This window comes from Salipiger bermudensis (assembly GCF_017309175.1).
In the GTDB taxonomy this organism is placed as follows: Bacteria; Pseudomonadota; Alphaproteobacteria; order Rhodobacterales; family Rhodobacteraceae; genus Salipiger; species Salipiger bermudensis.
On sequence record NZ_JAEKJV010000009.1, the window covers coordinates 135856 to 149579 of the forward strand.

A 13724-nucleotide genomic window follows, 5' to 3' on the forward strand; every position below is an offset into this window, starting at 1 on the left:
GCGCCCCGGCGACCGGGGCGCGGCTTTTTTGGCTTGGTTGACGGGTTTCCGCTGCAAACACAAAGCGTGATGAAACCCCGGTATTGTCTCGTCCGTGTCTAAATCGCGCCCCAATCGGGCGGCATATCGTGGTGTAACGAGGAACGAGTGAGGACTGGTTATGGATCGTCTGACCGAAATGGAGGCGTTTGCCACCGTCGTGGACCAAGGTGGGTTCACCGACGCTGCCAAGAAGATGGGCATCTCGAAATCGGCGGTCTCGAAGCACGTGTCGTCACTGGAGGCGCGCCTTGGGGCGCGTCTGCTGAACCGCACCACCCGTCGCGTCTCGCCGACAGAGATCGGTCTGGCCTATTATGATCGCGCCCGCCGGGTGCTGAACGATGCCGGAGAGGCCGACGCTCTGGTCACCTCGATGCAGTCGGCGCCCTCGGGCCTGCTGCGGATCTCGGTCGCCACCGACTTCGGCGTCAATCACCTGAGCCCGGTTCTGGGCGATTTCCTTGCCGAGTTCCCCGAGATCACCGTGAACATGGTGCTCAACAACCGCTACGTGGAGCTGATCTCGGAAGGCTTCGACATGGCCGTGCGGATCGGTGAGCTGGAAGACAGCACGCTGCGCGCCCGCAAGCTTACCGAGACCACCAAGCGGATGATCGCCTCGCCGGCCTATTTCGAGAAGTTCGGCCGCCCGTCGCGGATCGACGATCTCAACGAGCACAAGCTGCTGCACTACTCGAACCAGTCGAGCGGCAATGTCTGGAAAGTCACCGCGCCGTCGGGTGAAAAGCGCCAGGTGCGCACCGCTGGCTGGCTCTCGGTCAATGACGGGCAGTCGCTGCTCAATGCCTGCATCGCCGGGCTCGGCATCGCCTACCTGCCGTCCTACCTCTATGCCGACGCGATGAAGCAGGGGCTGGTCGAGGACGCGATCCCGGATCTGCCGGTCGAGACCCAAGGCATCTACGCGGTCTACCCGCCGGGCCGGTTCACCCAGCCCAAGGTGCGCGCCTTCATCGACTTCCTCGTCCATGCCTTCGCCGATCGCGGCCCGCAGGACTGGTGATCCGCCCAATTCCCCTCGTCTCGTTCGTAAGAGGCTCCTCGCCCCGGTTTCTGCCGGGGCGTTTTCTTTTCGGAGGCGCCGCCGCGCGGTGGCCCGCACGGGGCAGGTGTGCCGACGCGGATCACCCTTGTGCATTTGCAGCATCGGGACTGGATTGTCGTGCCCGCGATCCCTAGATCGCTACGGACCCCAGACCGGAGCCTTTTCTCAGATGCGCCAGAAGCTTGCCGAGTTCCTCGACCGTCCCGCGACGCGATACGCGATCATGGGCGTCATCCTGTTCAACGCCGTGATCCTCGGGCTCGAGACCTCCACCACCGTGATGGCCGAGATCGGCTGGCTGATCGTCGCGCTCGACACCATCTGCCTGTCGATCTTCGTGGCCGAGCTTGCCGCCAAGCTCTACGCGAGGGGCCTCTCCTTCTTTCGCTCGGGCTGGAACGTCTTCGATTTCGTCATCGTTGGCGTTGCGCTGGTTCCGGCGGGGCAGGGGCTCGCGGTGCTGCGGGCGCTGCGCATCCTTCGACTGCTGCGCGTGGTCTCGGTGGCGCCGACCCTGCGCCGGGTGGTCGAGGGCTTCGTCTCGGCGCTGCCCGGCATGGGCTCGGTCTTCCTGCTGATGGGGATCATCTTCTACATCGGCTCGGTGATCGCCACCAAGCTCTACTCGGCGACCTTTCCGGAATGGTTCGGCACGCTCGGCGCCTCGGCCTATTCACTGTTCCAGATCATGACGCTGGAGAGCTGGTCGATGGGCATCGTGCGCCCGGTGATGGAGGTCCACCCCGAGGCCTGGCTGTTCTTCGTGCCGTTCATCCTGATCACCACCTTCGCGGTGGTGAACCTCGTTGTCGGCCTGATCGTCAACTCGATGCAGGAGGCTCACGCCGTCGAGGAGGTTGCCGCCACCGAGGATTACCGCGAGCAGGTCATCCAGCGACTGGCCGCCATCGAGGCCCGGCTCGACGAACGGCGCTGACGCGCGGCGCGCCCTGCGCTAGGTTCGTCCGGACGCAGGGCAGGAGAGCCAGATGCCGAAATTCACCGAGACCACCGCGCAGCGCGAGACCGGCGACGGCGCCTGCGGGCCCTTCGAGGCGGTGCTGTTCAGCGACAGCGGCGGGCTGACCCAGTTCGGTGCCTTCCTCGAGACCCTGCAGCCGGGATCAAGCAGCTCGATCCGGCACTGGCACTCGGACGAGGATGAGATGCTCTACATGCTCGAGGGCATGCTCACGGTGCACGAAGGGGCCGAGACCTACAGTCTGTCGCCGGGCGAGGCTGCGACCTTCAAGGCCGGCGTCCCCGAGGGCCACTATGCCGAGAACGCCACCGAGGCGCCGGTGCGTTACCTCGTCATCGGCACCCGCGCGGTCCGTGACGTGGTAACTTACCCCGAGAGCGACCGGGTGCTGCGCCTGCGCCGCGACCCCGAGAGCAAGGCGCTTGTCGAGCGAGGCTACACGACGCTTGACGGTGCGCCGGCAGACTCACCCTACGGCGACTGATCTCGTGCCCACGGTTGCCTCGGCCAAGGGGCGCGGCTAGACCGCTGCCATGCGGATCATCGAGAACATCATCAGCGATCGCGGCTCGAAATACGCCGTCTCCGGCGCGCCCTGCCGCTCCGAGGACGAGGCCAAGGCCCTGATCAAGGAGCTCTGCCGCAAGAAGAAGTTCGCCAAGGCGACCCACAACACCTGGGGCCTGCTGACCGCGGACGCGCCGGTCAAGAACGACGATGGCGAGAGCGGCGCCGGCATGGTGATCTTGCGCATGCTCGAGCGCGAGGGGCTTCAGGACCATCTCGTGGTGGTGACCCGCTGGTATGGCGGCAAGCATCTCGGTGGCGACCGTTTCCGCCACGTGCAGGAGGCGGTGCGGATCTATCTCGAGGATCTGCGCGGCTAGGCGCCGCCGCCGCGCGCCTGAAGCCGCGCACCGTCGAGCAGCATTCCGACCCGGTGCATGATGGCATCGACACAGCTCTCGGGCGAGGCATCGCGATAGACCGCCGGGCGTAGACCGAAGGTGTAGATCGCGTAGATCGCGTCGATCAGGGTTTCGATTTCGGCCTCGTCCACGTTTTGCAGATCGGCGTCCTCGCGCAGGATTCTGGCGATCGGGGACAGGGCCTGCAACAGCTGGGCGCGGTTGCGGTCCTCGGTCTCTCGCGGCCACTGCCAGTAATAGGCCTGCATCACCGCCATGAGTTGGGTGTCCTCGAGATCGTACTTGGCATACATCGCGAGGATCCAGCGCAGCCGCTCCATCGTGCTGCCCTCGTCCGGCAGACCGGCCTCGAGCGCGGCGATCTGGACATCGTTGTTCTCGTGGATCAGCTCGTAGAGCAACCCGGCCTTTGAGTGGAAATGGGCGTTGATCATCGCGTGGGTGACGCCCGCCTCGCGGGCGATCTCGGTCACCGAGACGTCGTGATAGCCGTACTCCCGGAACAGTCTGCGGGCCGCCTCTAGAAGGCGTGCCTTGGTGGCGGCGCTTTGCCTGTCCTTCTGCGTCAGGCGGGTGCGGCGGGGAGGGTGCTGATCATTCGTCATCAAACGGACCCAGTATAGTGCAACCACAGATTAATGCCTTCTTGATAACACTGACGCAAACAATGTAAATAAAAATGTCACCGAAATGTTGACGCTGTTTACTTAGGTCCCTATATCCTTAGCGGCTCGAACGTGCCGCTAAGGAGAGCGCGCGATGGACAGATTCAGTGAGATGAGGGCGTTCGCCCAAGTGATGGAACAGCGTTGCTTCAGCAGCGCCGCTGAAACGCTCGGCCTGTCGAAAGGCTCGGTGTCGAAGCAGGTGGCATCGCTCGAACGGCGCCTTGGGTTGTCGCTCTTCGAGCGCACGACGCGGCAGGTGACCCCGACCGACGAGGGTAGGGTGTACTACGACCGCGCGCGGCAGATCCTCGATGAGACGGCGCGCGCCGACCTGATCGCGCGGGCCATGAAGCGTGCCAGCTCCGATGGCGAAACGCTGCGCATTCTGGCGGAGCCCGAGCTTGTCGACCACGTTGTGATGCCGCGCATCGGTGGTTTCCTGCACTCGATGTCTACGGTGCGGCTCGACTTTCGCACCGAGGACGACGATCCGGACCTGGATGAGAACGAGGGCTGGGACATCGCGCTGGCGGTCACCCCGGCGGAACGACGCCCGCTGGCCGCCCGCATCATCGGCGCCACCCGCAAGACGCTGGTCGCGTCCCGCGATTATCTCGATCAGGAAGGTGTCCCGCGTGAGCCCAGCACCTTGAGCCTGCATCGCCTGCTGCGTTGCGCCGGAACGCGCGAGCGGACCTGGCGGCTGGTCGACGAGGACGGTGCCGATGTGCCGATCACCTCGGGGCGGCAGCTTCTGTTCCGGGACCGGCGCTCGCAGCTCGCCGCCTGTCAGGCCGGCCTCGGCATCGCGCTGCTGCCCGACTACATGGTTCGCGAGGGCCTGCAAAAGGGCCGGCTGGTGCCGGTCATGCCGGGGCTGTCGAGCCGTCGGCAGGTGATCTCGGCGCGGCATCCCGATGAGGGGACGCCGAGCCGCACCGCGGTCCTCTTCGAGGAATTCTTGGGACAGGCGCTGGTGCATAACGGCTGACGTCCGACCCATCTGATACAGGCGATTCGACTCACCCCCTTCGGGATCGCCTGGGGACCCCGGCCGCCTCTGGCGCTCCGGGGTCCCGGAAATTCACTCGGTCGGCAGCAGGATCGCCTCGACGCGGCGGTTCTCCTCGCGGCCGACCTCGGTGAAGTTGCTGGCCACCGGGGCGAGATAGCCCGCGCCTTCGGAGCCGAGCTGCGCCGCCGCGACCCCCTTTCCGCGCACGTAATCCATTGCCGCGTCCGCCCGGGCGCGAGAGACCGCGATATTGGCCTCGAGCGAGCCGGTCGCATCGGTATGGCCGACGAAAAGCACCCGCCGGTCCGGGGTCTCGGCGAGATAGGCTGCGATCGCGTCGAGAGAGGCGACCGCGTCGTCGCCAAGCGATGCCGACCCGCTCTCGAAGCGCAGGTCGCGCAGGATCATGTGGCCCTTCGCTTCAAGCTCGAAATCCGCCACGTCGGCCACCTGGACGGCGGCGGGCGGCGGGTTCTCGGGGGGCGTGGGCGCTTCTGTCTGCTCACCGCCACCGCTCTGGATCACCTGCACGTAGCTTGCCGCGTTCGAGCGGCTGACCAGCAAGGTCACGTGGTCGCCCCCGGGGCCCTGGGCGCTGAGGAAGCGAAACGCGGTGAGGTCGACATACATCTCGGGCGCCGGGATCACCTCGGTGCCGAAGCGGAAGTCGAAGCCGCCGCAGCGCGCCGAGGCGCAGTCGAACACGATCTCGTAGCCCTCGGCCTCGAGCTGCTCTCGCAACGGCGCCAGCACTTGCAGGGTCGTCAGGTCAGGCGAGGGGATGCGCCAGGCCTGCCGAAGGATCCGGCCCTCGGAGCGGATCACCGGGATGCCAGTCTCGTCTTGCCACGGCCCGGTGGGGACCGCGTAGCTTCCTGGATCCGAGATCCGCTCGCCCATCAGTCGCGCGCCGCCCGGCAGGGTCAGTTCAAGCGCGGCCGCCGGCGAGCAGAGCATCGCCAGCAGCGCTGCCTCAGCGAGCCTGCGCGTGATATTCGTCATTCGGCCGCATGTCGGTGGCCGAGGCCACCCGGTTGGTCATGTTGAAGAACCCCGCCACGTTGGCGATGTCCCAGATGTCGCGCTCGGAGAAGCCGGCGTCGCGCAGCGCTTCGCGGTCGTACTCGGCGATCTCGGCGCTGGCCTTGGTCATCTTCTCGACAAAGCTCAGCATGGCGCGCTGGCGGTAGGGCAGGTCGGCCACGCGCCAGTTCATCACCAGCATCTCGCCAAGCTTCGGATCGCCAGAGAGCTGGCGCACCGCGGCACCGTGGGCGGTCAGGCAGTAGAAGCACTTGTTGATCGACGAGACCACCACCGCGATCATCTCGCGCTCGAGCTTGCTGAGGCCCGAGCCCGCCAGCATCAGCTCGTTGTACATCGCGGTGAAGGTGTTGAGCTTGGCGATGTCGAAGGCGTGTGCCTTGAGCACGTTCGGCACCATGCCCAGCTTCTCGTCGCAGATGTCGAAGTATTTCTGCGTCTCCGGCGGCAGCGGATCGACCATCGGCAGGTTGAGGGCGGTGGGCAGGTCCTTGGTCATGTCTCAGGTCTCTGGCTTGATACGATAGTGATACTCTCCCACGGGCTCGAAGCCGAGGGAAGCATAGAGACCGTTTGCCGCCGCGTTCTCCTGTACGCAGAGCGCCGCGATCCAGTCTGCCCCGTTCTCCTGCGCCCAGATGGCGGCCCGGCGCATCATCCACTTGCCAAGCCCCTTGCCGCGATGGGCCGCGCGGATCTCGAGCGCGTGCACCATGGCGATGCCGTCATGGATGGCGCAGAACCCGGCCCCGGCGGGCTTGTCGTCGGTGCGCCCGAAGATCGCCGCCTTGGGGCCCTCGGCGCGCTCCATGACCTGGTAGCGCGCCGGGCCGATGCCGCCCTCGGCCCAGATCTCGTGCATGATCGCGAGCGGCTCCCAGATCGCGAAGGCCTTGACCCTCGGAATCTCGAGATCGGTGAGGCTGTTCACCGGCGCGAGCCACAGCGTCACCGGGTCGATCACCGCGTAGCCCTCGGTCGCGAGCGCCGCGTCGAGCGCGTCCTCGCCGGCGCGGATCATGAACAAAGCGTCCTGCCCCATCAGCCGCATCGCCTGCTCGGCGGCGGCAAGGTCGTCGCGGTCCCAGTCGCCCGCCGCGGTGGCGCAGGAGACCCGCTTGCCACCACCCCCGCCGTCGCGCAGGCGCCACGGCCCGGCCTCGATCACGTTCGCCGCGGGCCAGGTGCCGTCGATGGCATCGTAGAGCCGCGTCAGGCTTGGGGCGCTCATGCCGGGAACATCTCGCAGAGACGGGTCATGGCGGCATCGACCCGCGCGCCGTCAGCGCCGCGGATGACGATATTGGCACCGTAGATGCCGTTCTTCTGGAACGGGTAGGAGCCGATCGACAGGTCGCTGAACTCCGAGGCCAGCTCCGAGAGCGGCCCTGCGATGTCGCCCTCGCCGCGCTCCACCCGCAGGTTCTGCGACAACAGCGGCGCGCCGCCGGTGAGCGTCGGCAGCACGCTGGCCACCATGGTCTCGAACACCGCCGGGACGCCGGCCATGACATAGACGTTGTCCATGGCAAAGCCCGGCGCGATCGAGACCGGGTTCTCGATCAGCACGGCGCCGTCTGGGATGCGTGCCATGCGCTGCCGCGCGGCGTTGAACTCCGAGCCCTGGCGCTCGTAATGCGCCGCCAAGAGCGCGTAGGCATCCTCTCGGATGTCGATGGACACCCCGAAGGCGGCGGCGACGCAATCGGCGGTGATGTCGTCATGGGTCGGCCCGATGCCCCCCGAGGTGAAGACGTGATCGACCTTGTCGCGCAGCTCGGTGATGGCTCCGATGATGGCGTCGCGGTCATCCGAGACGACGCGCGCCTCGCGCAGGTCGATGCCGACCTTGGTCAACTCCTTGGCGAGGTGGTTCATGTTGCTGTCGCGCGTGCGGCCCGAGAGGATCTCGTCCCCGATCACGATCATCGCTGCGGTGGGATTGGTCATCGAACTGTCCTTCTTGGCGCGCCTTGTGCAATGGTATAGGCCCGCGCCATGCGCTTTCAAACCCCTCTCGTCCGCGCCGTTTTGCTGCGCCGCTACAAACGCTTCCTCGCCGATGCACGGCTCGAGGACGGGCGCGAGATCACCGCCCACGTGGCCAACCCCGGCAGCATGATGGGCCTGAAGGACGAGGGCCTGACGATCTGGCTCGAGCCCAACGACGACCCCAAGCGCAAGCTGAAATATGCCTGGCGGCTGGTCGAGCATGAGGGCGGGGCCTTCACTGGCGTCGACACCGGAGTGCCCAACCGCATGCTGCGCCCGGCACTCACCGCAGGTCGCGTCCCCGGGCTTGACGGCTACGACACGGTCCGTCCCGAGGTGAAATACGGCGAGAACAGCCGCATCGATTTCCTGCTCACCTCCGAGGGCCGCCCCGACACCTATGTCGAGGTCAAATCCGTTACCCTGTCGCGCCAGCCCGGTCTGGCCGAGTTCCCCGACAGCGTCACCGCCCGCGGGGCCAAGCATCTCGCCGAGCTTGCCAACATGGCCGAGGCCGGCCACCGCGCGGTGATGCTCTACCTCGTGCAGCGCACCGACTGCAGCGCGGTCACCCTCGCCGCGGATCTCGACCCCACCTATGCGGCGGCCTTCCTCGAGGCCACCGCCCGCGGCGTGGAGGTGCTGGCCTTCGACTGTGCCATCAGCCCCGAGGGCGTCAGCCTCGGCGCCCCGCTGCCCTTCCGCGCCCCCTGACCTCGCGTCCCCGCAGCCCGCGCCACGCAGGGCCACCGATCACCGCGTTCCCCACGGCTCCCCCGTCTTCTCTTCGTCAAAAATACTCCGGGGGAGTCGCGGCCCCGCCGCGGCGGGGGCAGAGCCCCCGAATGCCGCCACGGTCCGGCCGCGCGACGTCGGCACCGCGCCGATCCGGCCCCCACGCAGCTCCCCGCCAGAGCCTCCGCGACACGCCAGCCGGTGCGCCACACGAAGCGGGCAGAAATGCAACGCGGAAGGGGCGTTTCGCCCTTTCCGGCCGGTTGCGGCATTCCCGCCACAACCCGGGTCGGCGTGGTCACAGTGCTGGACGCAAGCCCGGGTTTTCCCGTATCGTGAGCCCAAAGCGGGGCGAAAACGATCCCGGATAAAAAGCAGTATTGCAGGCAGTCAAAGGCATATTCGCCATGTTTCCCGAGCGGTTTTCGAACCTGCCGCCCTATGCGTTTCCGCGTCTGCGGGCGCTGCTCGATGCGCATGCGCCGGGCGGCGATGTCACACATATGTCCATCGGTGAGCCGAGGCATCCGTTCCCCGACTGGGTCGGAACGGTGCTGGCCGAGCACGTCTCGGAGTTCGCCAAGTACCCGCCCAATGACGGCACCCCGGAATTGCAGCAGGCAATCTCGGACTGGATCGCGCGCCGTTACGGCGTGAGCGTCGATCCCGGGACCCAGGTGATGCCGCTCAACGGCACCCGCGAGGGGCTCTACAACGCCGCCATGGCGCTCTGCCCCGAGCAGAAGGGCGGCAAGCAGCCGGCGGTGCTGATCCCGAACCCGTTCTACCAGGTCTACGCCGTGGCCAGTGTCTCGGTGGCGGCCGAGCAGGTCTTCGTGAACGCCACTCAGGAGACCGGCCATCTGCCGGACTACCATGCGCTGTCTGAAGAGGTGCTCGACCGCACCGCGCTGGCCTATATCTGCTCGCCCGCGAACCCGCAGGGCGCGGTGGCGGATCGCGGCTACTGGGAGCGGCTGATCGCGCTGGCCGAGCGGCATGATTTCCGCATCCTCGCGGACGAGTGCTATTCCGAGATCTACCGCGGCGAGGCGCCTCCGGGCGCGCTTCAGGTCGCCCGCGAGATGGGCGCCGATCCCGAGCGCGTGGTGATCTTCCATTCGCTGTCGAAGCGCTCGAACCTGCCCGGGCTGCGCTCGGGCTTCGTGGCCGGCGGCCCCGAATGCATGAAGCGCATCAAGCAGCTGCGTGCCTATTCCGGCGCCCCGCTGCCGCTGCCGATCCAGCGGGTGAGCGAGCGGGTCTGGGCCGACGAGGACCACGTGGTCGAGAACCGCAGGCTCTATGCCGAGAAGTTCGACATGGCCGACCGCATCTTCGGCAACGTGGCGGGCTACGCGCCGCCGCAGGCGGGGTTCTTCCTCTGGCTGCCGGTCGAGGATGGCGAGGCGGCGGCGCTGAAGCTCTGGCAGGAGACCGGCGTGCGGGTGCTGCCGGGCGCCTACCTGTCGCGCGACACCGAGGCAGGCAATCCGGGCAAGGGATATATCAGGGTCGCCCTCGTGGCGGACCGGGAGCAGACCGAACAGGGACTCACGAGGATCCGTGACTGTCTCTATGGGCAATAAGAAAAAGACGAGGCGAGCGATGGCGTATCAGGCACGGGGGCGCGACCCCCTCTTCGACAGTAACATGCAGGCGGCGATCGAGAAGCGCGGCAAGGAGCTTGCCGGGCTGGCCCTGATCGCGCTCGGTGTGATGGCGGCGATGATGATCGGCTCCTACACGCCGGACGATCCGTCATGGCTGTCGGCCACCGATGCGCCGGTGCAAAACTGGCTGGGCCGGATCGGCGCCTCGATCGCGGCGCCCCTGTTCATGATCGTCGGCTGGGGAAGCTGGGGGCTCGCGCTCGTGCTCATGGTCTGGGGGGCGCGCCTCGCCCTCCACCAGGGCGAAGAGCGCGCGCTCTCGCGCATCGTCTTCGCCCCGATCTGGATCGCTCTTTCCGCCGTCTATGCCGCGGGCCAGACCGTGGGGCCGGAATGGACCCACAGCTTCGGGCTTGGCGGCCTCTTCGGCGACATGATGATGGGCACCGTCTTGGGCATTCTGCCGGTCGGTGCCGGGCTGGGCCTGAAGCTCGTCATGCTGGTGATGGGCGCCGGGATCGTCGCCATGGGCGCCTTCGTTCTGGGTTTCACCAAGCCCGAACTGGGCGCCATCGGGCGGTTCCTGCTGGTCGGCACGGTGATGGCCTATGACACGCTGCTGCGCCTGCTGGGCCGTGGCGCGAGCTCGACCATGTCGGCGGCGCAGCGCATGCAGGCGGCGCAGTCCGAGCGCCGCGAGCGTCGCCGTCAGGAAGACGCCGAGGCCGCCGCCTGGGCCGCCGAGCAGGAGGCTGCCTGGGCCGCGGAACAGGGCCACGTACCCGAGGCCCCCGTGGCTCCGCAGGCGCCTGCCGCCCCGCTGGTGCGCCGTCCGGCCGCCGCCGCCGCGCCCGAACCGGTGAGCTATGCGGAGCCGGCCCATGACGCGCCGCAGCCCCTGTCGCAGGAGGCCGACGCCCACTGGCCCGAGCCCGAGCCGCAGACGATGCCGGCCCGCGAGCCGCGCCCCGAGCCCAAGAAGCCCGGCCTGCTGGCCCGGGTGCCGTCGCTGATCAAGCGTCACGAGGTGCTGCCGGCGGCCGAGATGATCGAGGTCGATGAGGACGGCTACGTCATCGAGGAGGAACCCGGCGAAGAGCGCATCCGCGCCAAGATCGCCGACGTGATCCGCGCCCGCCGCCGTGGCCCCGAGCCGGAAGAAGCGGCTTTCGTGCCCGACCCGGACAAGCCGCTGACCAAGGGCCGTGGCCGTCGCCCCGAGCCGCTGATCTATCGCACGCCGGGTGCCGCGCGCGCAGAGCCGCCGCTCACCGCCGCCCATGCCGCCGTGCAGGGCCGACCGCCGGAGCCGCCGCTCACGGCGCCGCGGATGCCGGCCGCTCCCGCCGCTGCTGCTGGCGCTGCCGCAGCACCCGCGGCCTTTGTGCCGGACGTTCCCGCGGCGTCCTCTGAGAGCGGCTCGCGTCTCGTGAGCCGTGGCCGCGCCACGCCGCCGCCCTTCGAGCTCGAGCCCGAGCCGGAAGAGGCGGTCACCGATGACAGCGACGATTTCGCCGATTACCGCCCCGCCGGGTCCGCCTACGGCGCCGCCGAACAGCAGGCCGAGGAGCGTGGCTACGACGATCTCTACGCCCCGGCCGAGGATGACGGCTACGATCGCGACTACGGGTATGACGACGCGGCGGAGAATGTCTTTGCCGATCATGGCTACGGTGCTGAGGGGGCCGACGATTACGCCGGCGAATACGCGGACGAGGACAACCACATCCCCGAGATGCCCGCCGAATACGCCGACCGCCGTCCGGCGATCCCGGTGGTGCAGCCCAAGAAGGTGGTGCAGCAGGCCGAGCGCAAGCCGGTGCAGCCGTCGCGCCGCGCCCAGGAAGAGGCGCAGCCGCGGCTGAGCTTCGAGGAGGCGCATTCGGATTTCGAATTCCCGCCGCTGAGCCTGCTGGCAAGCCCCGACGCCATCGAGCGTCATCACCTGAGCGACGAGGCGCTGGAAGAGAATGCCCGCATGCTCGAGACGGTGCTCGACGATTACGGCGTCAAGGGCGAGATCGTCTCGGTGCGTCCGGGCCCGGTGGTCACCATGTACGAGCTCGAGCCCGCCCCGGGCCTCAAGGCGTCGCGCGTCATCGGCCTGGCCGACGACATCGCGCGCTCGATGTCGGCGCTCTCGGCCCGTGTCTCGACGGTGCCGGGCCGCTCGGTGATCGGCATCGAACTGCCCAACGAGCACCGCGAGATGGTGTCGTTCCGCGAGATCCTGTCGTCCCGTGACTACGGTGACGGCAACCAGAAGCTGCCGCTGGCACTGGGCAAAGACATCGGCGGCGACCCGGTGGTCGCCAACCTCGCCAAGATGCCCCATCTGCTGATCGCCGGTACCACCGGCTCGGGCAAGTCGGTGGCGATCAACACGATGATCCTGTCGCTGCTCTACAAGCTCAGCCCCGACGACCTGCGGCTGGTGATGATCGACCCCAAGATGCTCGAACTCAGCGTCTATGATGGCATCCCGCACCTGCTCTCGCCGGTGGTGACCGACCCCAAGAAGGCCGTGGTGGCGCTGAAGTGGGTCGTGGGCGAGATGGAAGACCGCTACCGCAAGATGTCGAAGATGGGCGTGCGCAACATCGACGGCTACAACGGCCGCGTGGCGGAGGCGCAGAAGAAGGGCGAGATGTTCTCGCGTACCGTGCAGACCGGCTTTGACGACGAGACCGGCGAGCCGGTGTTCGAGACCGAGGAGTTCGAGCCCAAGAAGATGCCCTATATCGTCGTCATCGTCGACGAGATGGCCGACCTGATGATGGTGGCGGGCAAGGAAATCGAAGCCTGCATCCAGCGCCTGGCGCAGATGGCACGGGCCTCGGGCATCCACCTGATCATGGCCACCCAGCGTCCCTCGGTCGACGTGATCACCGGCACGATCAAGGCGAACTTCCCGACCCGGATCTCGTTCCAGGTGACCTCGAAGATCGACAGCCGCACGATCCTTGGCGAGATGGGGGCCGAGCAGCTTCTTGGCATGGGCGACATGCTCTACATGGCCGGCGGTGCCAAGATCACCCGCTGCCACGGCCCGTTCTGCTCGGACGAAGAGGTCGAGGAAGTGGTGAACCACCTCAAGGCCTTCGGTCCGCCGGAATACGTCTCCGGCGTGGTGCAGGGCCCGGATGACGAGAAGGCCGACAACATCGACGCGGTTCTGGGGCTCAACACCGGCGGCAATACCGGTGGCGAGGATGCGCTCTACGACCAGGCGGTGGCGATCGTCATCAAGGACCGCAAGTGCTCGACCTCCTATATCCAGCGCAAGCTGGGCATTGGCTACAACAAGGCGGCGCGCCTCGTGGAGCAGATGGAGGATGAGGGCGTGGTCTCGGCCGCCAACCACGTGGGCAAGCGCGAGATCCTGGTGCCCGAGCAGGCCTGATGGCCTGCCGGGGCCCCTCCCCTGCCGGCGAAGGGGCATAGGCTGCCCGCCCGAGGGCGCGCGGGCTGTCGAGGAGGGATGAGGGGGGCGCTGCCCCCTCTTGGCCCGGAGGGCCAATTCACCCCCGAGGTATTTTCGAACCAGAGAAGACGGGGAGGGCGTGGCGCGGCTGCGCCCTTTTCCGTGTCCGGCGGGCTTGCGGGAACGGAGCGACCGATGGGGCGTTGGGATGGGC

At 67.5% G+C, this 13724-nt stretch carries 13 protein-coding genes; 8 read left to right on the forward strand and 5 right to left on the reverse strand.

The window, feature by feature from the left end; genetic code table 11:
* Positions 1 to 160: 160 nt before the first annotated feature.
* From JF542_RS13870 to JF542_RS13885, 4 genes are all read left to right on the forward strand, one after another.
* Positions 161 to 1066, forward strand: a complete 906-nt coding sequence (locus tag JF542_RS13870) for a LysR family transcriptional regulator (protein ID WP_007796765.1) — start codon at positions 161 to 163, stop codon at positions 1064 to 1066.
* Between the two features lie 211 nt (positions 1067 to 1277).
* Positions 1278 to 2045, forward strand: a complete 768-nt coding sequence (locus tag JF542_RS13875) for an ion transporter (RefSeq protein WP_207076270.1) — start codon at positions 1278 to 1280, stop codon at positions 2043 to 2045.
* Positions 2046 to 2097: 52 nt separating this feature from the next.
* Positions 2098 to 2574 (forward strand): cupin domain-containing protein, encoded by a 477-nt coding sequence (locus JF542_RS13880; protein WP_207076271.1) that lies wholly within the window; start codon positions 2098 to 2100, stop codon positions 2572 to 2574.
* 49 nt (positions 2575 to 2623) lie between these two features.
* The gene (locus tag JF542_RS13885; RefSeq protein WP_207076272.1) at positions 2624 to 2977 is read left to right on the forward strand and encodes a YigZ family protein; all 354 of its coding nucleotides are present in this window, start codon (positions 2624 to 2626) and stop codon (positions 2975 to 2977) included.
* On the opposite strand, the gene JF542_RS13890 is transcribed toward JF542_RS13885, so the two are convergent.
* Complete coding sequence (locus JF542_RS13890) at positions 2974 to 3624, reverse strand: TetR/AcrR family transcriptional regulator (protein ID WP_007796856.1); 651 nt, start codon at positions 3622 to 3624, stop codon at positions 2974 to 2976. The two genes, JF542_RS13885 and JF542_RS13890, sit on opposite strands and share 4 nt — an antisense overlap.
* A 154-nt stretch (positions 3625 to 3778) precedes the next feature.
* Here JF542_RS13890 and JF542_RS13895 point away from each other — a divergent pair, with 154 nt between their 5' ends.
* Positions 3779 to 4678: a LysR family transcriptional regulator gene (locus JF542_RS13895; protein WP_207076273.1), complete on the forward strand. Its 900-nt coding sequence runs from the start codon at positions 3779 to 3781 to the stop codon at positions 4676 to 4678.
* Positions 4679 to 4771: 93 nt separating this feature from the next.
* Here JF542_RS13895 and JF542_RS13900 read toward each other — a convergent pair whose 3' ends face one another.
* Genes JF542_RS13900 through JF542_RS13915 form a run of 4 tightly spaced genes read right to left on the reverse strand, consistent with a single transcriptional unit; the run spans position 4772 to position 7696 of the window.
* Entirely contained in the window at positions 4772 to 5704 is a 933-nt protein-coding gene (locus JF542_RS13900) for an OmpA family protein (RefSeq protein ID WP_207076274.1), read from the reverse strand.
* Positions 5676 to 6245, reverse strand: a complete 570-nt coding sequence (locus JF542_RS13905) for a peroxidase-related enzyme (protein ID WP_007796850.1) — start codon at positions 6243 to 6245, stop codon at positions 5676 to 5678. Before JF542_RS13905 ends, JF542_RS13900 begins: the two co-directional genes overlap by 29 nt.
* Before the next feature lie 3 nt (positions 6246 to 6248).
* Entirely contained in the window at positions 6249 to 6977 is a 729-nt protein-coding gene (locus JF542_RS13910) for a GNAT family N-acetyltransferase (RefSeq protein WP_207076275.1), read from the reverse strand.
* Positions 6974 to 7696 (reverse strand): competence/damage-inducible protein A, encoded by a 723-nt coding sequence (locus tag JF542_RS13915; RefSeq protein ID WP_207076276.1) that lies wholly within the window; start codon positions 7694 to 7696, stop codon positions 6974 to 6976. The genes JF542_RS13910 and JF542_RS13915 overlap by 4 nt, the downstream gene beginning before the upstream one ends.
* Positions 7697 to 7744: 48 nt before the next feature.
* Between JF542_RS13915 and sfsA the strand changes: the two genes are divergently transcribed.
* The 3 genes from sfsA to JF542_RS13930 all read left to right on the forward strand — a co-directional run bounded on the left by sfsA (position 7745) and on the right by JF542_RS13930 (position 13489).
* Positions 7745 to 8452: a DNA/RNA nuclease SfsA gene (gene sfsA / locus JF542_RS13920; protein ID WP_207076277.1), complete on the forward strand. Its 708-nt coding sequence runs from the start codon at positions 7745 to 7747 to the stop codon at positions 8450 to 8452.
* A 428-nt stretch (positions 8453 to 8880) separates the two neighbouring features.
* Complete coding sequence (locus JF542_RS13925; protein ID WP_207076278.1) at positions 8881 to 10062, forward strand: aminotransferase class I/II-fold pyridoxal phosphate-dependent enzyme; 1182 nt, start codon at positions 8881 to 8883, stop codon at positions 10060 to 10062.
* Positions 10063 to 10081: 19 nt separating this feature from the next.
* A complete protein-coding gene (locus JF542_RS13930; RefSeq protein ID WP_207076279.1) occupies positions 10082 to 13489 on the forward strand; it encodes a DNA translocase FtsK 4TM domain-containing protein in 3408 nt (1135 codons plus the stop codon).
* The last annotated feature ends 235 nt before the right edge of the window (positions 13490 to 13724 follow it).